We start from the raw sequence: 20,174 nt of genomic DNA, 5'->3' as shown, positions 1-20,174 counted from the left end.
CCCTTGTTTTATCAAGGATTAGTCTTTTATAAAAAGCCAACTAATAAACATGACGGTAAAAGATATGTAGGTGGCGAGTGTGGGTACGACCATCCAGCACTTGAGGTGCAGGGGGATTTTTTCAACGTCCTCAACAAGTACCAAGCGCCTCCATTGGAGCACTTTCGGGATAAGAATGATGGTGCCCATGGCGAAGACGCGTTGTGGTCTTCCCTCAAAATGGGTATTACGAAATATATGTTTGTTCATGACCAGGAAGACGCTGTACTGCACATACCGTTCTGCTGCATCAAGTTTTTTGTACATGGCGCAATAGGTGAGTGGAATACTGAGCAACATCAAGGCGAGTGAGCCCATGCCAAGGTAGCCCCAGAACATTTAATTACTCACCGTCTTGTAGATAAAGTTGCCTGCGTATTCGGCTAGCCCACTTCCCAGCGCGCCCCCGGCAAGCCCGCCTGCTGCACCGCCGACGATGGCGCATGCCAAAACTCCGATACCTGCCGTCGGTACACCAAAAACAACCACGCAAGCGCCCGTCCCGATAGCGGTCCCAGCTTTCCCTCCCCAATATGAGCCACCAACGGCACCCACCAGCTTGACTCCTTCAACATATTTCGCTTTCGTACACTCCTGTTCACGCCCTGTGGAGCACGCTTCGGTTATTTCCAGCGCCGTCGCTCCAACATCCAGCGCGATACCAATATAGGTCCCCTTCTTCAACATCTGCGAAGCCTTGGCTACCCGTTTGACGGTCTCTTCATACCCTCGAATTTCCCCGTGCTGCCAGTAACTTTTGCTGGAAATGCCCAGCATTTTCTTAATCGAACCCTCATTTTTCAGGCCTGTACCAGAACGCGCCATGCCAGACAGCTGCCCATCCAGCCTCGCAAACAGCACCCGGCGTTTGACCAGAAACTCATCCCTTGCAGCCGTAGTGCCTTTGCTCAAGTACTGCTTATGCAAATCGTCGATTTCCTTGAGGTTTTTTTCGATGGCCTCCAGGTGCTTGCTCCAGGCGCTACTGGCACTCCCGATACCGATAGAGGCGTTGGCCATGATGGCCTGCAATTGATCATAGTTTTTGATCAGGAATTGATCGGCTGCTGAATGCGCCAGCAACGCCTGTTTGATGTTCGCCGCCGAGCGCATCAATTGCGCTTCTTCAGCAGTACAGGATGCCGTGCGGCTATCGCCGATGATCACCAACTGCCCTGGCAGTACCACGACGTTGCGGATGTGCTGGTTGAGGGTGTCGAACTTTGTTTGTGTGTGAGGGCTGAGCGAAAGGCTCAATTTTAGCTGCGGATAAGGTCGTGGGCGGTCGTTGATAAACGCGTAGGGTCCCTGCATCACGTCTGACTCCAAGTCTGTGGCGCTCGACTATAAGAAGGCGCTACAGGCGGGGTAAGACGCGTGCAGGGGCGTTATTAATGTTTCAGAAATGGACTACGCAAGTTTCGTATCCTCCTGACAATGTGGGTCACTTAAGTGCGGTGAGCCGCAGGTAGGGATCAGCCACCTCACCATTTTTTATCAAGCGCTTGCCACCGTAGTCACAATGGACTTTGCCATCTCGTTCGTTGATTTCCTCCGCCTTGAGTTCGTACTCCGGGGCCAGGTAGTCGTCGCTGGTTGCGGCGGTTTGCCCGGTCCATGTCTTGCCGTTGGCAGAGGCGGTGTATTGATAACCCTCACCGTACGGCGGGGGTAGGTCAGGGTCTGTGTAGGCTTTGGATTGGATATCGCGGGGGGCAGGGCATTGGCCAATATCGACGGCTTGTGTGCGGGGTTGCTGGCTGCTGATAGCGCTGAATACAGAAGAAACGCTGGGGATCAATCCGATCATGAGGGTTACAGCTCCTGAGTGGGTATGCCTGATAGAGGCAGTCTTGGGTGGGCTGTAATGACGCCAGGGTTCCGAGGACTCGGGTATTTCAGGAATGGGAAAGGGCGACACGGAGTCGCCCTTTTGCCTCTGCGGATTAAGCCTGCAAGCGCCGGCTGATCACATCCAGCAAGTCGCACCCATCGCGCAACGGAATGGCGCAGAGCAGGGCGAAGTCCTGGAGGACGAGGGTGTCGGTGTTCAGGCCTTCGCGGAACGCAAGGTTTTCCATGACCTGAGTGACCGCGCGGATGCGGTAGACGGCGGCGTCGTGGAGGACGTCAAGCGGGACTTGGGTGTCGATGAGCAAGGACGGGGTGGTGCTGTCGTGGCCGGTGAGCGGCATGTATCGGTTCATGTTTTAACCTTCATTTCAGAGAATGGGGCTACCACTCACACGTCGCCAAACGAATGGGTGGCAGCTGTACGCAGGTTGGCGAACCGGTGAAATAAAGCAAAGGCCGGCAGACCCGAAGGTCTCCCGCGCACAGCCGCCATAGAGCAGCTTTACGCGTGCAAAAAAACCTGCAAAGGAGCAGGTGCTTTTGCATGCATTATTTCTATCGGGTCGCCAAACCCGTGTCGCCATGTGGACGACCGCCGAACTATAAGCGTCATCCTGCGCCGGGAGCAAGTCGCTCAGCCAATGGAGATCAATGTGGGAGCTGGCTTGCCTGCGATGGCGGTGGGCCAGTCAACCTTTCCTTGGCTGACCCGCCGCCATCGCAGGCAAGCCAGCTCCCACAGGTATCGGTGTCAGCGAGAAGCCAGTGCGCCTTGATACAACACTGGCCCTGTCGGCTGCCCGGTCGGCGAACCACCTTGCGGCTCCAGGCTGACGGCGAGCGTCAGAGGTGCGGTCAGCAACGCCTGTTGTGCTTTGCTCAACTGAATCCGACCCTTACCGGCGCTAGGCACCAAGCCCAGTGAGATCGGTTTGCCTCCAGCGGGAATGGCCCACAATTCCAGGACGCGCGTCGGTTCCAGCGCCGCCAGCGTCAGCGGCTCGACTTGCAGGTAATCGGCAAAGGCCTGGATCTGCAACGCCGGTTGCTGGTTGGCGGCAACCAGCGTGGCGTTGTACTCGGCGCCGATATCACGCTGATAAAGCACGCCCACCAGCACTGCGACGACGACAGCACATGCGGCTGCCAGCAGTCGGAAATTCATCCAGAACGGCTTCTTCTCCGGCACATGCAGCACTTGCGGTTCGATGCGGGCCTTGATGCCCGCCCATACGTAGTCCGGCACCGGCCGCTCAGGCAAGGCGCCGGTCAGGCTGGCGAGGGCATCTTGCCAATGACCGAGTTCGACGCGCAGCGCGGCATCATCCAGCAGCAGGCTTTCAAAGCGCCGACGGGCGGTGGTGGGCATCAACCCGATGGCGTAGTCGGCGGCCAGGGCGCGGCGCAGGGCGGTGGTTTGGTAGTTCATGATTCAAGGCACCTGCGCAGGCGTTCCATGCCGCGGCGAATCCAGGATTTGACTGAGCCCAGCGGCGCCGCCAAGTGGTTGGCCAGTTCCGAGCACGACAGGCCCTGGAAGTAAGCCACGGTGATTGATTGGCGCTGCATGCCGTCGAGGGTTTCAAGGCAGCGATTGAGGGCGCGGGCTTCGCGCTCGTTGTCGAGTTGCTCGTGGGCGCTGGGGCTGTCGTCGAGCAGGGCGTCTTGCTGGCCGTCGGCCAACGGTTGTTCACGATGTTTGCGCAATTGGTCGATGGCCAGGTTGCGCGTGATGTTGACCATCCAGGTCATCGGTGCCGCCAGGTGCGCCTCGTAGCGCGAGGCGTTGTACCAGATGCGTACGAAGGCTTCCTGCAACACCTCTTCGGCCAGGTCCGAGCGCCCCATGAATCGGAATGCAACACCGTGCAGCCGTGGTGAAACGCTACGGTAGAGGGTTTCGAATGCCTGGCGGTTGCCCAGGGCGCATTGGGCTAACAGGGGCCGCAACGGGTCAGCATCGTTGATGGAAATAGGGCTTCTCCAAGCGCTCAAACGAGGGCGGCGGGACTGCGCACGGTAGGCAGAGGGTAGTCCAGCTTGGGCATTCATTCCATCCAACTCCGGGCGGTGCATGCCTGATATACGCTGGGGCAGGTCATTTGGATGCGGTGTTATCTGAACTAATCTGTAGAGGGGAACAATCCTTCGGGACTGTCAGTCAAACGCCTGCTTTTAGCTCCTACATATCAGAGGTTGTCTTGATGAAGATTTCACGCGGTTTTGCCCTGTCCTGCCTGATGACCGTGGCCGCCAGCCCGGTGTTTGCCGCAGGTTTCAGCCTCGATGACGTGACCAATGCCGTTTCCGGCGCCCAGGGCAACAACAAGGCCGCTGCCGCAGCGCCGAGCTCCCAGACTGCCGGCCTGCTGAGCGCCTTGACTTCGCAACTGAACGTCACCCCAGAGCAAGCCGTCGGCGGTACAGGCGCCATGCTGGGCCTGGCCAAGAACCAATTGAGCGGTACTGACTATTCGCAACTGGGCAAGAGCGTGCCCGGCCTGGATAAACTGTCGGGAAGCAACTCCCTGGGGAGCCTCGGCGCCTTGAGCGGGATGCTCGGCCAGAGCGGCGGCAGCAAGACCAGTGGCCTGGACGGCCTATTGGGTAACGTGAAGAACACCGGCGACCTGAACACGGCGTTCGGTGCCCTGGGCATGGACAACAGTATGGTGGGCAAATTTGCCCCGGTGATCCTGCAATACCTGGGTGGCCAGGGCGCTAGCAGTTCGGTACTGGGCAAGCTGGCCCAGGCCTGGGGTACTGGCGGCTAACGACTGCCTGCGCGCAGTTGTTCGATGCGCGCATCTTTCTCCATCCAGAGCTGGTTTACCCAGTTCTGGACGGTCTGGCGAAACACCGGATCGTTTTCGTAATCCCCCTGCCACAACGCCGGATCCAGCTCACGGGTGCGGATATCAATGATCACTTTCGGCACCGCGCCGCTGATCAAGTCCCAGAACCCCGGAATCTTTTGCTGCGGATAGACCACGGTCACGTCGAGGATCGCGTCCAGCTGTTCGCCCATCGCCGCCAGCACAAACGCCACGCCGCCCGCCTTGGGCTTTAGCAGCCGCGCAAACGGCGAGTCCTGCTGCTTGCGTTTTGTCTCATTGAACCGCGTGCCTTCCAGGTAATTGACCACCGTCACCGGCTGGCGCTTGAACAGTTCGCACGCTTGCTGGGTGATCTTCAAATCCTGCCCCGCCAGTTCCGGGTGCTTGGCCAGGAAGGCCTTGGTGTAGCGCTTCATGAACGGGTAGTCCAATGCCCACCAGGCAAGGCCCAGGAAGGGCACCCAGATCAGCTCTTTTTTCAGGAAGAATTTGAAAAACGGTGTACGCCGGTTAAGCGTCTGGATCAGCGCCGGAATATCCACCCAGGATTGGTGGTTGCTGATGACGAGGTAGGAGGTGTCACCGCGCAGGTCGCCGCCGCCGCGAATATCCCATTGAGTCGGGATGCACAGCGAGAATATAAGTTTGTCGATCTCGGCCCAGGTTTCGGCGATCCACATCACCGCCCAGGAGGCGTAGTCGCGAAAGCGCCCGGGGGCCACGAGCTTGAGCAGGGCAAAGACCATCAATGGCCCGAACAGCACCAAGGTATTGAGCAATAGCAGCAGGGTGACAAAACAGCCGGTGAGCAGGCGGCGCATAAGCAACTCTTGGGATCTTGTGGGCGGGCCATGATAAGAGAGCTGAGTCTAGAGGCCAAATCGCAATTTGCCGCACGAATGTTTCACAATGTGCCCCGTAGGCTTGATCGTTCCCACGCTCTGCGTGGGAATGCCTCCTGTGACGCTCTGCGTCATGCTTTTAGAGTGGACGCGGAGCGTCCAGGGCTGCATTCCCACGCAGAGCGTGGGAACGATCTAAATGCTCGGCGAACTAACTAAGTGCGGCTTTTGCGGTCTAGAATCCGCCTACTTCTTTCGAGGAAATCACGTCGTGAAACTGCTCCTTGCCGCGTTCGCCCTGGTTGCCCTGCCGGTCATGGCCGCCGAGCCGACCCTCTACGGTCGCTACGAATACATCCAATTGCCGGAGATCGGCCAAACCTTCAAGGCCAAGATGGACACCGGCGCGCTGACCGCGTCGCTGTCGGCCCGTAACATCGAAACCTTCCAGCGTGACGGCGACGATTGGGTGCGCTTCCGTCTTGGCGGCAAGGATGCGAGCGACAAAGTCTTTGAGCACAAGGTGTCGCGCATCAGCAAGATCAAGAGCCGCGCCGACGAAGACGACGACAAGGACGAAGCCACGGTGGCCAAGCGTCCGGTGATCGATTTGGAAATGTGCCTGGGCAACATCAAGCGCACGGTCGAGGTCAACCTCACCGATCGCAGCAGCTTTAACTACCCTTTGCTGATCGGCGCCAAGGCCCTGCGTGAATTCGGCGCGGCGGTAAATCCGGCCCGTCGCTACACCGCTGATAAACCGGACTGCTGATTGAACCCATGCCGCATATCCTGATTGTCGAAGACGAAGCGGCGATAGCCGACACGCTGATATTCGCCCTGCAAGGCGAGGGCTTTACCACCACCTGGCTGAGCCTCGGCCAGGAGGCGCTGGCCCATCAGCGCCAGACGCCGGCCGACCTGATCATCCTCGACATTGGCCTGCCGGATATCACTGGCTTTGAAACCTGCAAGCAACTGCGGCGGTTCAGCGACGTGCCGGTGATGTTTCTCAGCGCTCGGGACGGTGAAATCGACCGGGTGGTGGGGTTGGAGATCGGCGCTGACGATTATGTGGTCAAGCCGTTCAGCCCACGGGAAGTGGCGGCACGGGTCAGGGCGATCCTCAAGCGCGTCAGCCCCGGCGTTGCGCCCGCCGTGTTTCAGGTGGACCTGGAACGCATGCAGATCCACTATCGCGCTCAGCCTTTGAGCCTGACCCGCCATGAGTTCCGCCTGCTGCAAAGCCTGCTGGAGCAACCCGAGCGGGTGTTCAGCCGTGAGCAATTGCTCGATGCGGTGGGCGTTCCTGCCGATGCGGGTTACGAGCGCAATATCGACAGCCATATCAAAAGCCTGCGCAGCAAGTTACGAGGCGTGGCCGCCGATGCCGAGCCTATCCAGACCCATCGCGGCCTCGGCTACAGCTACAGCCCGAGCAACAGCTGATGCGCCTGGGGCTGCGGATCTTCCTGGTGTATGCGCTGTTTATCGGCCTGACCGGTTACTTTGTACTCAACACGGTGATGAAGGAAATCCGCCCCGGCGTGCGGCAGTCCACTGAAGAAACCTTGGTGGACACGGCCAATCTTTTGGCCGAAATCCTGCGCGATGACGTGAAGAACGGCACCCTTGGCCAGAGTAACTGGCCCGAGTGGCTCAAGGCTTACGGCAATCGCCAGCCCGGCGCGAGCATTTGGGGCTTGCCGAAAAACCAGGTCAACCACCGCATCTACGTGACCGACGCCAAGGGCATCGTGTTGCTCGATTCCACGGGCGAAGCGGTGGGCCAGGATTACTCCAAGTGGAACGACGTCTACCTGACCTTGCGCGGCGAATACGGTGCCCGTTCTACTCGCAATGAACTGAATGACCCCGCTTCGTCGGTGATGCACGTGGGTGCGCCGATTCGCGATAACGGCCAGATCATCGGCGTGGTCACCGTGGCCAAGCCCAACAGTTCGTTGCAGCCCTATGTCGACCGTACCGAGCGCCGCCTGCTGTGGTATGGCTCCGGGCTGGTGATTCTGGGCTTGTTGTTGGGCGCGCTGTTGTCGTGGTGGCTGAGCGTTGCCCTGCGTCGGTTGACGGCCTACGCCGAGGCCGTCAGCGAAGGTCGGCGTGCCGAGTTGCCGCACTACCGTGGCGGCGAACTCAAGCAACTGTCCACTGCCGTGGAGCACATGCGCACGCAACTGGAGGGCAAGGCCTACGTTGAGCATTACGTACACACCCTGACCCATGAATTGAAAAGCCCACTGGCGGCGATTCGCGGCGCGGCGGAGCTGTTGCAGGGCGATATGACCCGCGAGCAGCAGCAGCGGTTTGTCGGCAATATCGACAGTGAAAGTGCGCGCTTGCAGCAGTTGATCGAGCGTCTGCTGAACCTGGCGCAAGTGGAGCAACGCCAGGGCTTGGAAGAGCAGGCGAGCATCTCGCTGGCGGCCATGGTTGACGATGTGCTCAAGGCGCAATGCGCGCGAATTGAAGGCGCCGGCTTGCACGTCGAGCAGACGATTGCTGCCGATGTGAAGGTGTTCGGCGAACCCTTCCTGCTGCGCCAGGCCTTGGGCAATCTGCTGGATAACGCCTTGGACTTCACGCCACCCGGTGGGGCGTTGAAATTTAGTGCACAAACGCGGCACAACGATGTGCAGGTCAGCCTGTTCAACCAGGCTGCGCCGATTCCCGACTACGCTCTGCCGCGCCTGAGCGAGCGTTTCTATTCCCTGCCACGTCCGGCCAGCGGCCGCAAAAGCACTGGCCTGGGCCTCAACTTTGTCGAAGAAGTGATGAAGCTGCACGGCGGCGCGTTGCAGATCGGCAACGTGCCCGGCGGCGTGCAAGTGGTGCTGCAACTCCACACAGTCTCCACATTACCCACATAAATCTCCCATAAGCGCGGCTCACTCTCTGCCCATCAAAACAGGGAGAGACCCATGAACCGCAGCTTGCTTTTCAAACTTGGCGCGATTGCGCTGCTGATCCTGCTGTTGCTGATTCCGTTGCTGATGATCAACGGCATCATCAGCGACCGCCAGCAACTGCGTGACGGCGTCTTGATGGATATCGCCCGCAGCTCCAGCTACAGCCAGCGCCTCACCGGCCCGGTGATGGTGGTGCCGTATCGCAAGACCGTCCGCGAGTGGAAGCTCAATGAAAAGCTCAACAAACGCTACGAGCAAACCCGTGAAGAGCGCGGTCGTCTGTATTTCCTGCCGGACCGTTTTGAACTCGACGGCAAGGTGCAGACCGAACTGCGCGCACGAGGCATTTACCAGGCGCGGCTGTTCCATGCCGACAACCGCATCAGTGGGCGTTTCGAGATGCCTGCGCAGTTGGGTATCACGGAGGACTTTGCCGATTACCGTTTTGAGCCGGCGTTTCTGGCGGTGGGTATCAGTGATATTCGTGGCATCGAAAACGCACTGAAGCTTGAACTGGGCAGCCAGCGTCTGGAGTTCGAACCGGGTTCCCAAGTGGATTGGTTGGGTGAGGGTGTACACGTGGCGCTGCCGGAGCAGGACAGCAAAAAGCCGTACGTGGTGGATTTCGCCTTCGACCTGCGCCTGCAAGGCACTGAACAACTGCAAGTGGTGCCGGTGGGCAAGACCAGCCAGGTATCGCTCGCCTCCAACTGGCCGCACCCAAGCTTTATCGGCAATTTCTTGCCAGCTCAGCGAGAAGTCACTGACAAGGGGTTTACCGCCAACTGGCAGACCTCATTCTTCTCCACCAACCTCGAACAAGCCCTGCAAACCTGTCTGGACGGGCAGGGCTGTAACGACTTCAACAACCGAAGCTTCGGTGTGAACTTTATCGACCCTGTGGACCAGTACCTCAAGGCTGACCGCGCGATCAAATACGCACTGCTGTTTATCGCCCTGACCTTTGCCGGCTTCTTCCTGTTCGAAGTGCTCAAGAGCCTGGCGGTGCACCCGATCCAATATGCGTTGGTCGGGGTTGCCTTGGCGTTCTTCTACCTGCTGTTGTTGTCGTTGTCCGAGCACATAGGGTTTGCCATGGCCTACCTCATCTCCGCCAGTGCCTGCGTGTTGTTGATCGGTTTCTACGTGTGCCATGTGCTGCGCAGCATCAGCCATGGCCTGGGTTTTTCTGCAGGGTTGGCGGCGTTGTATGGCTTGTTGTATGGGCTATTGAGCGCCGAGGATTACGCGCTGCTGATGGGCTCGCTGTTGTTGTTTGGCCTGTTGGGTACGGTGATGGTGCTGACGCGCAAATTGGATTGGTATGGCGTGGGCAAGCGCAAGGCGACCGAGCCGCTGCAGTTTGACCTGGAGGCGGTGCAATGATCGGGTTACGGGAAGATCAGCAAGTGAGGACGCAATTGGTGGCGAGGATTAATGCGCTATTTTTCGTGGCGAATCGGCTCCCTGTGGCAAGCCCACTCGCCACAAGGGTACCGTGTTCAGCAGGTTAGACAGGCGGTTGGGTCTGCAGCATCGAAGGTCGCTGACTGACCTCGGCATACCACTGTGCAAGCTTGGGGTTGGCCGAGCGCCATTGCAGGTCAGGATGGCGGAAGTCGAGGTAGCCCAAGGCACAGGCCACGCTGATGGCCGCGATGTCGAAATGGCTGGTCAGTTCGGCGATGGCGTCCTGTTCCAGCTCGGCGAGGGTGCGACGGATCTTGTTGCGCTGCTCGTCGATCCATTGGTCCCACTGTTTATCCGCCGGGCGCATGGCCGTCTCGTAACGCACCAGCACGGCGGCATCCATGATGCCGTCGGCCATCGAGGCCAGGGTCAGGCGGCGCCAGCGCGCCGAGCCGTCGCGGGGTATCAGTGGGTTGCCGACATGCTGGTGGTCGAAGTAATCGAGGATCACCCGGCTGTCATGCAGCACGCTGCCGTCGGCCAAGCGCAGGGCCGGGATCTTGCCCACCGGGTTGTCTTGCACCAGTTGCGCATCGGGATTGACCGGCGTCGGCATGCAGCCTTGCAGGATTACGCGATCCTGCTGGCCGGTTTCGGCCAGCAGCACGCGGACTTTGCGCACGAAGGGTGAGGCAGGGTTGTGGAACAAGGTCATGCTGGGAGCGGACATGGGGATTCCTCTGAAAGGGCTGCGCTAATCTATCTCACCGTTTGAACAACGCCCAAGTACCCATTGCAGCGGGAATTCCTAACCCGACCCAACTCAACGAATCCCACACTCCATCCCCCAGCAGCGCCGCAAACAAGCCGGCCGCGCTGAGCAAGCCAATCCCCAGCGGAATGCCAAACACCTTCCAGAAATTCGACTGGCGCGGCTTCATACCTTGTTCGCCTTACGCCTAACTATCCACAGGTAAACCCCGCTGCCCAGCACGATGATGGTCAGCACATCCAGCACCGCCCACAGGATCTTCATCGGCATGCCGCCGTAGTCGCCAAAGTGCAACGGCTGGGACATGCCCATCGCGTCCATGTACCACGGTCGTTCGGCGATGGCGGTGACGGCCAGGGTACTGGCGTCGATCAACACCGGGGTGAGCAGGTGCGAAGTCAGGTGGGTGCTGCCCTTCATGAACACTGCGTAATGGTGTTCGCTGGAAAAGCGCGTGCCGGGGAAGGCGATAAAGTCCGGCTGCATGCCGGGTGCGGCCTTGGCGGCAATGGTCAGCAGGTCGGTAGCCGGCGCGCGCAGGGTCAGCGGCGGCGCATTTTTGTACGGCTCGATCATCGCGCTGAGGCTGTCCTGGCGCCAGGCGGCAATGATCAGGTCGGCGCAGGCGCTGATCACCCCGGTCACGCCCACCACCAGCGCCCAGGTCAGCGTGACCACGCCGATCAGGTTATGCAGGTCGAGCCAGCGCAGGCGGGTGGATTTGTCTGTGCGCACGGTGGCGAAATTCAAGCGGCGCATAAACGGAAGGTAGAGCACCGTGCCCGAGACAATCGCCACCACAAACAAAATCCCCATGAACGCCAGCAGCAACTTGCCCGGCAGGCCGGCGAACATATCCACATGCAGGCGCAGCAGGAACAGCGTCAATCCGCCGTTGGCCGCCGGGGTTTCCACAGCTTCACCAGTACGCGCATCGAGCATGAAGGTGTGTGATGAGTTGGGTTCGGTGCCGGCGGTGGCGGCCATGATTGCGATCACGCCGTTCTTGTCGTCTTCGTCCCACGCCAGGTATTGCATGGCTTCGCCGGGGCGATGGGCTTGGGCGGCGTTGACCAGTTGCTCAAGGTTGAGCTGCGGCGTGTCGGCGGGCATCTGCGCAAGCTCGGGCTCGTTGCCCAGCAGATGATCGATCTCGTGGTGAAACACCAGCGGCAGGCCGGTGAGGGCGAGCAGCAGCAGGAATACCGTGCAGATCAGGCTGGTCCAGGTATGGATGAAGGACCAGCGGCGGATGGTTTTGCTTTTCATTTTCTAGCCTTCAGACACACCAAAGCCGCCCCGGAGGACGGCCTGGTTGTTAACTCAGCGGATTACCACTGATAGGTGGCACTGGCGACTACGCTGCGTTGGTCGCCGAAGTAGCAGTAGGACCCATCACAGGTGGAGATGTAGTCCTTGTTGAACAGGTTGGTCGCGTTGAGTTTTACCGACGCACCTTTGAGGCTGTTGTTCAGGCGACCAAGGTCGTAATGTATGGCACCGTCGAACACGGTGTAGGCATTGGCTTTGCCCAGCCAGGTATTAGCCTGGTCGCCGTAGGTGTTGCCGGTGTAGCGGGCTCCGAAGCCAATGCCGAAACCGTCGAGCACACCGGCATGCCAGGTGTAGTCCGTCCACAGCGAGGCTTGCTGCTCGGGCATCAGTTGCAGGCGGTTGCCTTTGTATTGGCCCGTTTGCACCTCGGACTTGGCCAGGGTGTAGGCGGCGATGACCTTGAGGTTCTCGGTCACGTCAGACACCGCTTCCAATTCAAGGCCCTTAACCTTCACTTCGCCGGTCTGGTCGGTGACCGACACGCCACCGGACTGGAAGCTGGTGACCAGCACGTTTTTCTGGGTCAGGTCGTAGACCGCCGCACTCAACAGGGTGTTGGAGCCGGGTGGTTGGTACTTGACCCCCAACTCCCACTGCTTGCCTTCGGTGGGTTTATACGACTGGGTTGGCGAGGCACTGGCGTTGCTCGCGGGTTGGAACGACTCGGCGTAGGACAGGTACGGCACAAAGCCCGAGTCGAACACATAACTTAGCGCCGCGTTGCCACTGAAGTTCTTGCTGCGGTCGGTATTGGTCGCATCGTTCTTGTTGAAGTAAGTAGTGCCTTGGTGCACCCAGTCTTCACGGCCGCCCAGGGTCAGGCGCCACTTATCCAGAGCCATCTGATCCTGGGCATAGAGACCGGTCTGGATGGTTTTCTGGTTGTAGTCGTAGTAAGCCGTGGAGCGCGCCGGGCGCACAACCGGCTGGGTGTTGACCGGGTTGAAGATGTTCACCGTCCCGGCGCCACCGAAGATCGACAGATAGGAGGTGTCAGTGCGCTGATGGTCCAGGCCGAGCAACACGGTGTGGGTGATGTCGCCTGTGGCGAAGTCGGCCTGGAAATTGTTGTCGACCGCGAACTGGCCGATGTTTTCGTCGACGTTGGTAGACGAGCGGCTGATATTGCCGGCAGCGTCCACTGGAGCGAAGGCATAGGAGCCCACGGTCAGTTGCTGGAAGGCCAGCTCCGACTTGGTGTAACGCAGGTTCTGCTTGAACTGCCAGGTATCGTTGAAGCGATGTTCGAAGGCATAGCCCAGTGCGTAGTAGGTACGGTCGTAGTACTCGTAGTTCGGATCGCCCAGGTTCTTGTGGTGGGACACCTCGCCCAACGGCGATTTGATTTTGGTGCCCACGATCGGCAGGAACTGGCTGGTAGCACCGGTATCGTCACGGGTGAACTGCGAGAGCAGCGTCAGCTTGGTGTCGGTGTCGATGTTCCAGGTCAGGCTGGGAGCGATGTTGTAGCGCTTGTTGTCGATGTGATCGACCTGAGTGCCAGCATCCCGCACCACGCCGCTGAGGCCATAGAGGAACTGACCTTCATCATCGATTTTGCCGGTGCTGGCGAAGTTGATCTGGCGATAATTGTCACTGCCGTATTGCACCTGGATGGCATTGCTCGACTCTGCACTGGGACGGCGGCTGACCATGTCCAGTAGACCACCCGGTGGGGTTTGGCCGTAGACCGACGAGGCCGGGCCACGCAGCAAAGCGAGACGGTCGAGGTTCCAGGTTTCGGCTTTCGGGTTGGCGTACACGCCGCGAGGCAGAGGCAAACCGTCGAGGAATTGAGTCGGTTCAAAACCGCGCACACGCATCCAATCGTAACGGGTGTCGCTGCCGTAACTGGCGGACACGATACCCGGCATGTACTTGACTGCATCGTCGAGGTTCTGGACGTTGCGGTCCTGCATTTGCTCGCGGGTGGCGACGGAAATCGAGCGTGGCGCTTCGACCAGTGCGGTGTCGGTTTTGGTGCCGGCGGCGGTACGCGTCGCCAGATAGCCTGTCACCGGGCCCCATGCACTTTCTGCGTTGCCTTGAGCAACGATATTGGTCTGCGGCAAAGCCACCACGCCTTCCGGAATGGCCACCAACGTGTAAGTCCCCGCACTGCTCTGCTCCAACTGCAACCCGGTCCCACGCAACGCCTCACGCAACGCACCTTGTGCATCGAACTGACCCTTGACCGGTGCCGAGGTCTTGCCCGACGCCAGCGCAGGGCTCAGGGTCAGCGCCAGGCCGGCTTGGCTGGCGATCTGATTGAGGGTGGTGGCCAACGGCGCGGCGGGCAGGTTGTAGGCGCGCACGCTGGAGGCCTGTTCAGCGGCGATCAGCGCGGTACTCGTCAGCGGCGCGCTGAGGGCGATGGCCATGGCTAACAGACTGGGGCGCAACAAGGTGTCTAGCGTGCGGGACATAGGGCGGCTCCTGAATGAAAATATTTCTCAATTGCCTAGGTGCCGGACGAGAATCGAAAAGTGATAGGGCTGGGTGAAAATAAATTCTTTGTCAGCACAAATACCTCTGACGTAGCAGCTGTCGAGCGTCAGCGAGGCTGCGTCAGTCGCGACACATATCCTGAGCCGAGTGCGCCCGACGCAGCCTGGCTGGCGCTCGACAGCTGCTACGGAGAGGTATGTGTTTTTGCGACCACCGTCACCCACCACGGCGTGTGCTGCTCAATCTGCACCGGTAATGTCGGCAACAGGGCATTGAGCGCCAGGGTGGTGTCGTGCAGCGGGAAGCTGCCGGTGATGCGCAGGTCGGCCACGGTTTTATCCACACCCAAATAACCGGTGCGATAACGGCTCAACTCCTCGACCACATCGCCCAGGCGGGCGTTGTCGACTACCAGCATGCCGCGCGTCCAGGCGTCGGTGGCGGGGGTGACGGCAAGCGCAGGGCCGAGGCCGTCGCTGCGCATCAGCACTTGCTGGCCTTCCTTGAAAATCTGCTCCTGGTGCGATGCCTCAGGCTGGGCGGCCACGGCGGACTGCAGCACGCTCAGGCGGGTGGCGTCGTCTTCGCGCTTGACGATAAACCGTGTGCCCAACGCTCTCAGGCTGCCGTCGCGGGTTTGCACGTAGAACGGCCGCGCATCGTTATGGCCGGTTTCGATGAGGATTTCGCCTTCCTGCAACACGATCAGCCGGCGCTTTTCATCAAAGCGCACATCGATGGCGCTGTGGGTATTGAGGTTGATCAAGGTGCCGTCCGACAGTTTCAGCGTGCGCTGTTCGCCCGTGGCGGTACGTTGGTCAGCCAGCCAGTAGTGGATCGGCACGTAACGCTCGCCGGCAAACAACGCCAGGCCGCATACCAGCGCAATACTCGCCAAGCCGCTGCCCAGCTTACGCACACGCTGGCGAATGCCTTCGCGTGACTGCAACAACGCCGCCCGCGCGGGGCCGCAGGCCACGCTGAAACGCTGGTCGAGCATGCCCAGTTGGCGCCAGGCACGGGCGTGTTCTTCATCGCTGGCCAGCCATTTGGCGAATTCTTCCTGTTCCACCGCGCTGCCGTCGCCCGAATCGAGGGACAGCTGCCAGGCAATCGCGGCATCCAATACGCGAGCCGACACCGGCTTGGCGCTGATCACGCTCACTGCGGCTCGCCATACAGGGCGATGTAGCACTGGCGAATGCCCTGGGCCAGGTATTGGCGCACGCGCGGCACCGATACACCGAGGCGCTGTGCGATTTGTGCGTGGCCCATACCGTCGAGACGGTTATAGAGGAAAGCGGCGCGGGCTTTGCTCGACAGCTTGCCAAGCAGGCGATCGATGGCCTTGAGGTCTTCGAGGATCAGTTGCTGTTCTTCCGGTGAGGGGTGTTCGCTTTCCGGGATCAGCATCAACTCGGTGAGGTAGGCCTGTTCCAGTGCCGCGCGACGGAAATAGTCGAACAACAGCCCTTTGGCGATCGCCACCAGAAACGCCCGGGGCTCGCGGGGTTCGCGCAACTCGTCACGGCCCAGCAGGCGCACGAACGTGTCCTGGCTCAGGTCTTCGGCGCGGCTTGGGCAGGCCACATTGCGTCGCAGCCACGCCAACAGCCAGCCACGATGGTCGCGATACAACGCGCCAACAAGCTCACTGTGTGGGTTCTGGACCGACGACAAGGCATCACCAAATAAACTAGAAGTTTAAACTAACGAGAATTATTCGCGATTGTGTCAGAGGCGTCGGGTGTGCGCAATTGGCGTCTGTCGGGCGATCGTTCCCATGCTCTGCGTGGGAATGCCTCTCTGGACGCTCTGCGTCCGCTAGAAAGAGGGCGCTTGTTTGCGCCGGTTCCATTGGCTCAAGCGCTCTTGCAGTGCTTGAGGGCTATCGATTTGCTGCCGGCTTGCACGGCTAAACAGGATGAGCATCAGCTCCGCCGTGGCCAGTGCATCGGCGCTGGCGTGATGGCGCTCGCCTACATGCAGCTTGAAGTAGGTGATCCAGTCGTCGAGGCCCGCTTCACGGATATTCGCGTCGGGGCACAGCAGCGGGGCAATGTCGGCGACGTCGAGAAACGCATGGGCCAAGCGATAACCCAGGCTGTCCTTGAGCGCCCGGCACAGCATGTGTTGATCGAACGGCGCATGGAATGCCAACAGCGGGCTGTCGCCGACAAACTCCATAAAGTCCAACAGCGCCTCGACCGGGTCACTGCCGGCGGCGATCGCACTGGGGCCCAAGCCGTGAATCAGCACGCTGGGGCTGAGTTTTGTTTCGGACCGTTGCAGGGTGCGTTCGAACATTTGTGAGAAATCCACGGCGCCGTCCTCTATCACCACGGCGCCGATAGACAACACCTGGTCACGGTTGAGGTTCAGACCGCTGGTTTCCAGGTCCACCACTACCCAGCGCTGGCTGCGCAAGGCACTGCCCCCCAGCGCTGCGGGTTTTGGCAGTTGCTCCAGGCGTTGCTGTTGCGCCGAGTTGAGCCCGGGTTTTTTCGCTCGCAACCAACTGAACAAGCTCATAACTGATACCGCAAGGTCAGGCTGCTTTGCAGGCGCTGGGCCTGGCGCAGGGACTCACGCAGGATCCGCCGGTCAAGATGGTTGAGGCTGTCGGGATCGACGCGGTTGGAATACGGCTGGTTCTCGCGGGTTTGCAACTGGTGCTGCTGCATGCGGGTTTGCTGGATAAAGTGGTACGCCTCTTCATAGGCGGCACCGTCCAGGGGTTCAATCACTTCCTTGGCTACCAACTGGCGCAAGCGCTCCAGGGTGTTGTTGGCGTGGATGCCATTAGCCAGGGCCAGCAGGCGCGCGCCGTCAACAAAGGGTGTGAGGCCTTGCACCTTGAGGTCGAGGGTGGCCTTTTCTCCACCTTTGCGCGTCAGCACGAATTCGCGGAAGCGCCCTACAGGCGGGCGCTGGCGCAAGGCGTTCTCGGCCAGCATGCGTTGAAATAGCCGGTTATCCGCCACTTGATCGAGAATGCCCTGGCGCAGTTGTTCGCAGCCCTGTTCGTCGCCCCACACCACCCGCAAATCGAAATAGATGCTCGAACCCAGCAGGTTCTCCGGCGTCGCCTCGCGGATAAACGCCCCGAAACGCCGTGCCCATTCGGCCCGCGACAGGCACAGCTCGGGGTTGCCCGCCATGATATTGCCCTTGCACAGGCTGAACCCACACAGCGCCAGGCTCTGGTTGATCTGCTGCGCCAGCGGCAACAACCGGCCACGAATATCGGCGGCGTCGGCGGCATCCTTGGCGTCGAACAGGATGCCGTTGTCTTGGTCGGTAAACAGTGTTTGCTCGCGGCGGCCTTCGCTGCCGAAACACAGCCAACTGAACGGCACGCCGGGGTCGCCTTTATCGGCCAGGGTCAGCTCGATCACTCGGCACACGGTGTGATCGTTGAGCAGCGTAATAATGTGGGTGATCTGGGTGGACGACGCGCCATGGGCCAACATGCGCTCCACCAATTGGCCGATCTCACCGCGGATCGCCACCAGGTTTTCCACCCGTGGCGCGTTGCGGATGGTGCGGGCCAGGTGCACCAAGTCGACCCGTTGCAGGGAAAACAGATCGCGTTCCGACACCACGCCACACAGGCGCTGATCCTTGACCAGGCACACATGGGCGATATGCCGCTCGGTCATGGCGATGGCGGCATCGAAGGCGCTGTGGTCCGGCGTCAGAAAAAACGGTGCCTGGGTCATATGGCTTTCGATGACCTGATTGAAATCACTGGTGCCATCCGCCACCACCTGGCGCAGGTCACGCAGGGTGAAAATCCCTAAGGGCGCTTTGTCCGGGTCAACAATCACAATGCTGCCCACTTGCTGCTCATGCATCAGCGTCACCGCCTCGCGCAGCGGCGTGTGCGGGCTGCAGGTGACTGGATGGCGCATGGCCAATTCGCCGAGGCGGGTGTTCAGCGAGTATTGGGTGCCGAGGGTTTCCACGGCTTTTTGCTGCACCTGATGGTTAACCTGGTCCAGCAGGCTGCTGACGCCGCGCAGGGCGAAATCACGAAACGGGTTGGAAAGGGCGAACAGCTTGATAAAGGCCGGCTTGTTCAGTTGCAGGCAGAACGTATCTTCGGCGGCCTTGTGCTCGGTGCGGGTCGCGCGTTCACCCAGCAGCGCGGCGAGGGGGAAGCACTCGCCGGTGGTGATTTCGAAGGTGGTTTCGGCCGAATCCGGGCGTTGGCCGATCACGCGGCCCTGCTTGACGATGTAAAAGTGCTCTACCGGTCCGCCCGACGGCTTGAGGATGCTGTCGCCGGGGCCATAGAAGCGCAGTTGGCACTGCTCCACCAGAAACGCCAGGTGTGCGTTTTCCATCTGGTTGAACGGTGGGAAGCGTTGCAGGAATTGCAGGGTGCCGTGAATGTTCTGTAACACGGCGGTTTTCCCCGCCTGCGCGAAAGCATCAGCTTTACTCATAACAGTGACCGCAGTTTCTTGTCGTTATCGTCCTTCATGGTCGACCCCCCTGCGCCGGGTGCCCATTGGACGTAAGTCTAGGTAGCGCTAAAACGATTCATGGCTAGGGAAAAACCTTATATGACCATCGTCCAAACCCCGTAGAACGCCCACTAGGCAAACTTTCCGACGAAGTGCACATTGTTCGCCCTTCTGCAGATGTCTGACGAGTGTGCTGGGAGATTGATGAGAACTGCTGAGAAACGTATGTCCGACCACGATATTTTGAGTGATGCCGAGCGCGAGGCGCTGAGCGCCGTGATGCTGGAGCCCGATTTACCGCCACAGCGCGTGTTGATTGTCGATGACGACAAGGACGCGCGCGAGTTACTGGCGGAAATCCTGGGCCTGGACGGCATTCGCTGCATGACCGCCGACAGCGGCGAGTCAGCGTGGGACTTGTTGAACTCCAGCAGTTCCATTGGCTTGCTGATCACTGACCTGCGCATGGCGCCGAGCAACGGCCTGGAGTTGATTCGCCAGGTGCGTGGCTCTACCCGCGCGGCGTTACCGATCATTGTTATGTCGGGTGACGCGGAGGCGCCGGATGTGATTGATGCGATGCATTTGAGTGTGGTTGATTTTCTGCTCAAGCCGATCGATAGCGTGAAGTTGGCGAAGATGGTCAAGCGTGAGTTGGGGATGGCGCAGTAGCGACCGCTGGTCGAGCCTGTCAACGTTGACAGTAGGCAGGAAAATGGGAAGACGGTGTACTGGGTTGGAGCGTTCTGGACCTTTGCCAGTGGCTCATAACTCTGGAACAGGAGCCCATTTATGAGTACTGCAAAAGCAACCAAGTCGCCAAATACGTTCGACCCAAATCAAACCTTCTTTTTAGTGAAGCTGCCTGATAAAGGCGATGCCGATTCGCTCATGGTTGCCGGCGTAAATGGGCCGTCTTCCGGGTTTGAAGTGCTGAGTGATAAGGGCGAAAAACTCGAATTCAGCTATGCATTTCCACCGGATACAGAGGCGGGTGCTTTCATCTATTCCCAAAAAAACGTTGGCACTGAAATTACCTACACCACGTCCAGCGGCGAGGTCTTCAGTGGTGCAAGTTTTGGGCAGTTTATCGTTACGGCCACGGGGCTCAATCATCAAGGCGATCTGACCGGGGTGGTCCTCGGGCAGGGCGAAAATACGGTTTTGCTCAATGGCGGCTTCAACATTACATTCGCGCAGTAGCTTGTGCCCTACGGCATAAAAAAGGCTCCTGGATT

Annotated in this window: 22 protein-coding genes; 7 read left to right on the top strand and 15 right to left on the bottom strand. The window is 59.7% G+C overall.

What is annotated here, in order from left to right; all coding sequences use genetic code 11:
* Window positions 1-18: 18 nt before the first annotated feature.
* The 6 genes from BFL40_RS15980 to BFL40_RS15955 all read right to left on the bottom strand — a co-directional run bounded on the left by BFL40_RS15980 (window position 19) and on the right by BFL40_RS15955 (window position 3,945).
* Complete coding sequence (locus tag BFL40_RS15980; protein ID WP_071484903.1) at window positions 19-378, bottom strand: hypothetical protein; 360 nt, start codon at window positions 376-378, stop codon at window positions 19-21.
* Window positions 379-1,353 carry a hypothetical protein gene (locus tag BFL40_RS15975; RefSeq protein ID WP_071484902.1) on the bottom strand — a complete coding sequence of 325 codons (975 nt, stop codon included), beginning with the start codon at window positions 1,351-1,353 and terminating at the stop codon, window positions 379-381.
* Between the two features lie 130 nt (window positions 1,354-1,483).
* Complete coding sequence (locus BFL40_RS15970) at window positions 1,484-1,849, bottom strand: hypothetical protein (protein ID WP_071484901.1); 366 nt, start codon at window positions 1,847-1,849, stop codon at window positions 1,484-1,486.
* 136 nt (window positions 1,850-1,985) lie between these two features.
* Window positions 1,986-2,246, bottom strand: coding sequence for a hypothetical protein (locus BFL40_RS15965; protein ID WP_235864698.1), 261 nt, complete (start codon window positions 2,244-2,246; stop codon window positions 1,986-1,988).
* Between the two features lie 398 nt (window positions 2,247-2,644).
* Window positions 2,645-3,322, bottom strand: a complete 678-nt coding sequence (locus BFL40_RS15960) for an anti-sigma factor (protein ID WP_071484899.1) — start codon at window positions 3,320-3,322, stop codon at window positions 2,645-2,647.
* Complete coding sequence (locus BFL40_RS15955) at window positions 3,319-3,945, bottom strand: sigma-70 family RNA polymerase sigma factor (RefSeq protein WP_083374567.1); 627 nt, start codon at window positions 3,943-3,945, stop codon at window positions 3,319-3,321. The genes BFL40_RS15960 and BFL40_RS15955 overlap by 4 nt, the downstream gene beginning before the upstream one ends.
* Window positions 3,946-4,097: 152 nt before the next feature.
* On the opposite strand from BFL40_RS15955, the gene BFL40_RS15950 reads away from it, so the two are divergent.
* Window positions 4,098-4,667 carry a DUF2780 domain-containing protein gene (locus BFL40_RS15950; protein ID WP_071484898.1) on the top strand — a complete coding sequence of 190 codons (570 nt, stop codon included), beginning with the start codon at window positions 4,098-4,100 and terminating at the stop codon, window positions 4,665-4,667.
* On the opposite strand, the gene yihG is transcribed toward BFL40_RS15950, so the two are convergent.
* Window positions 4,664-5,551 (bottom strand): 1-acylglycerol-3-phosphate O-acyltransferase, YihG family, encoded by an 888-nt coding sequence (gene yihG / locus BFL40_RS15945; RefSeq protein ID WP_071484897.1) that lies wholly within the window; start codon window positions 5,549-5,551, stop codon window positions 4,664-4,666. The two genes, BFL40_RS15950 and yihG, sit on opposite strands and share 4 nt — an antisense overlap.
* A 292-nt stretch (window positions 5,552-5,843) precedes the next feature.
* On the opposite strand from yihG, the gene rloA2 reads away from it, so the two are divergent.
* Genes rloA2 through creD form a run of 4 tightly spaced genes read left to right on the top strand, consistent with a single transcriptional unit; the run spans window position 5,844 to window position 9,885 of the window.
* Window positions 5,844-6,344, top strand: a complete 501-nt coding sequence (gene rloA2, locus BFL40_RS15940) for a retropepsin-like aspartic peptidase RloA2 (RefSeq protein ID WP_071484896.1) — start codon at window positions 5,844-5,846, stop codon at window positions 6,342-6,344.
* An 8-nt stretch (window positions 6,345-6,352) separates the two neighbouring features.
* Complete coding sequence (gene creB / locus BFL40_RS15935; protein ID WP_071484895.1) at window positions 6,353-7,021, top strand: two-component system response regulator CreB; 669 nt, start codon at window positions 6,353-6,355, stop codon at window positions 7,019-7,021.
* Window positions 7,021-8,460, top strand: coding sequence for a two-component system sensor histidine kinase CreC (gene creC / locus BFL40_RS15930; RefSeq protein ID WP_071484894.1), 1,440 nt, complete (start codon window positions 7,021-7,023; stop codon window positions 8,458-8,460). The genes creB and creC overlap by 1 nt, the downstream gene beginning before the upstream one ends.
* A gap of 51 nt (window positions 8,461-8,511) precedes the next feature.
* Window positions 8,512-9,885 carry a cell envelope integrity protein CreD gene (creD, locus tag BFL40_RS15925; RefSeq protein ID WP_071484893.1) on the top strand — a complete coding sequence of 458 codons (1,374 nt, stop codon included), beginning with the start codon at window positions 8,512-8,514 and terminating at the stop codon, window positions 9,883-9,885.
* Between the two features lie 124 nt (window positions 9,886-10,009).
* Here creD and BFL40_RS15920 read toward each other — a convergent pair whose 3' ends face one another.
* From BFL40_RS15920 to BFL40_RS15890, 8 genes are all read right to left on the bottom strand, one after another.
* Window positions 10,010-10,639: a glutathione S-transferase gene (locus tag BFL40_RS15920; protein WP_071484892.1), complete on the bottom strand. Its 630-nt coding sequence runs from the start codon at window positions 10,637-10,639 to the stop codon at window positions 10,010-10,012.
* Between the two features lie 34 nt (window positions 10,640-10,673).
* Entirely contained in the window at window positions 10,674-10,850 is a 177-nt protein-coding gene (locus BFL40_RS33780; RefSeq protein ID WP_139213508.1) for a DUF4175 domain-containing protein, read from the bottom strand.
* Window positions 10,847-11,950: a PepSY-associated TM helix domain-containing protein gene (locus BFL40_RS15915; RefSeq protein ID WP_071484891.1), complete on the bottom strand. Its 1,104-nt coding sequence runs from the start codon at window positions 11,948-11,950 to the stop codon at window positions 10,847-10,849. The genes BFL40_RS33780 and BFL40_RS15915 overlap by 4 nt, the downstream gene beginning before the upstream one ends.
* A 62-nt stretch (window positions 11,951-12,012) precedes the next feature.
* Window positions 12,013-14,442: a TonB-dependent siderophore receptor gene (locus tag BFL40_RS15910; protein WP_071484890.1), complete on the bottom strand. Its 2,430-nt coding sequence runs from the start codon at window positions 14,440-14,442 to the stop codon at window positions 12,013-12,015.
* Window positions 14,443-14,648: 206 nt separating this feature from the next.
* Window positions 14,649-15,629, bottom strand: coding sequence for a FecR domain-containing protein (locus tag BFL40_RS15905; protein ID WP_071484889.1), 981 nt, complete (start codon window positions 15,627-15,629; stop codon window positions 14,649-14,651).
* Complete coding sequence (locus BFL40_RS15900; RefSeq protein ID WP_071484888.1) at window positions 15,626-16,144, bottom strand: RNA polymerase sigma factor; 519 nt, start codon at window positions 16,142-16,144, stop codon at window positions 15,626-15,628. The genes BFL40_RS15905 and BFL40_RS15900 overlap by 4 nt, the downstream gene beginning before the upstream one ends.
* 144 nt (window positions 16,145-16,288) lie before the next feature.
* The gene (locus tag BFL40_RS15895) at window positions 16,289-16,996 is read right to left on the bottom strand and encodes a 3'-5' exonuclease (protein WP_071484887.1); all 708 of its coding nucleotides are present in this window, start codon (window positions 16,994-16,996) and stop codon (window positions 16,289-16,291) included.
* On the bottom strand, window positions 16,993-18,915 hold the full coding sequence (locus BFL40_RS15890) for a putative nucleotidyltransferase substrate binding domain-containing protein (protein ID WP_071484886.1): 1,923 nt from the start codon (window positions 18,913-18,915) through the stop codon (window positions 16,993-16,995). The genes BFL40_RS15895 and BFL40_RS15890 overlap by 4 nt, the downstream gene beginning before the upstream one ends.
* A gap of 246 nt (window positions 18,916-19,161) precedes the next feature.
* Between BFL40_RS15890 and BFL40_RS15885 the strand changes: the two genes are divergently transcribed.
* Together BFL40_RS15885 and BFL40_RS15880 are read left to right on the top strand one after the other, a co-directional pair.
* Complete coding sequence (locus tag BFL40_RS15885) at window positions 19,162-19,608, top strand: response regulator (protein ID WP_071484885.1); 447 nt, start codon at window positions 19,162-19,164, stop codon at window positions 19,606-19,608.
* A gap of 120 nt (window positions 19,609-19,728) precedes the next feature.
* Window positions 19,729-20,139, top strand: coding sequence for a hypothetical protein (locus BFL40_RS15880; RefSeq protein WP_071484884.1), 411 nt, complete (start codon window positions 19,729-19,731; stop codon window positions 20,137-20,139).
* Window positions 20,140-20,174 lie beyond the last annotated feature (35 nt).

Origin of the sequence: Pseudomonas costantinii (genome assembly GCF_001870435.1) — a bacterium.
Lineage (GTDB): Bacteria > Pseudomonadota > Gammaproteobacteria > Pseudomonadales > Pseudomonadaceae > Aquipseudomonas > Aquipseudomonas costantinii.
Note: the sequence above shows the minus strand (reverse complement) of the source record. Positions and strands in the feature narration are given on the sequence as shown.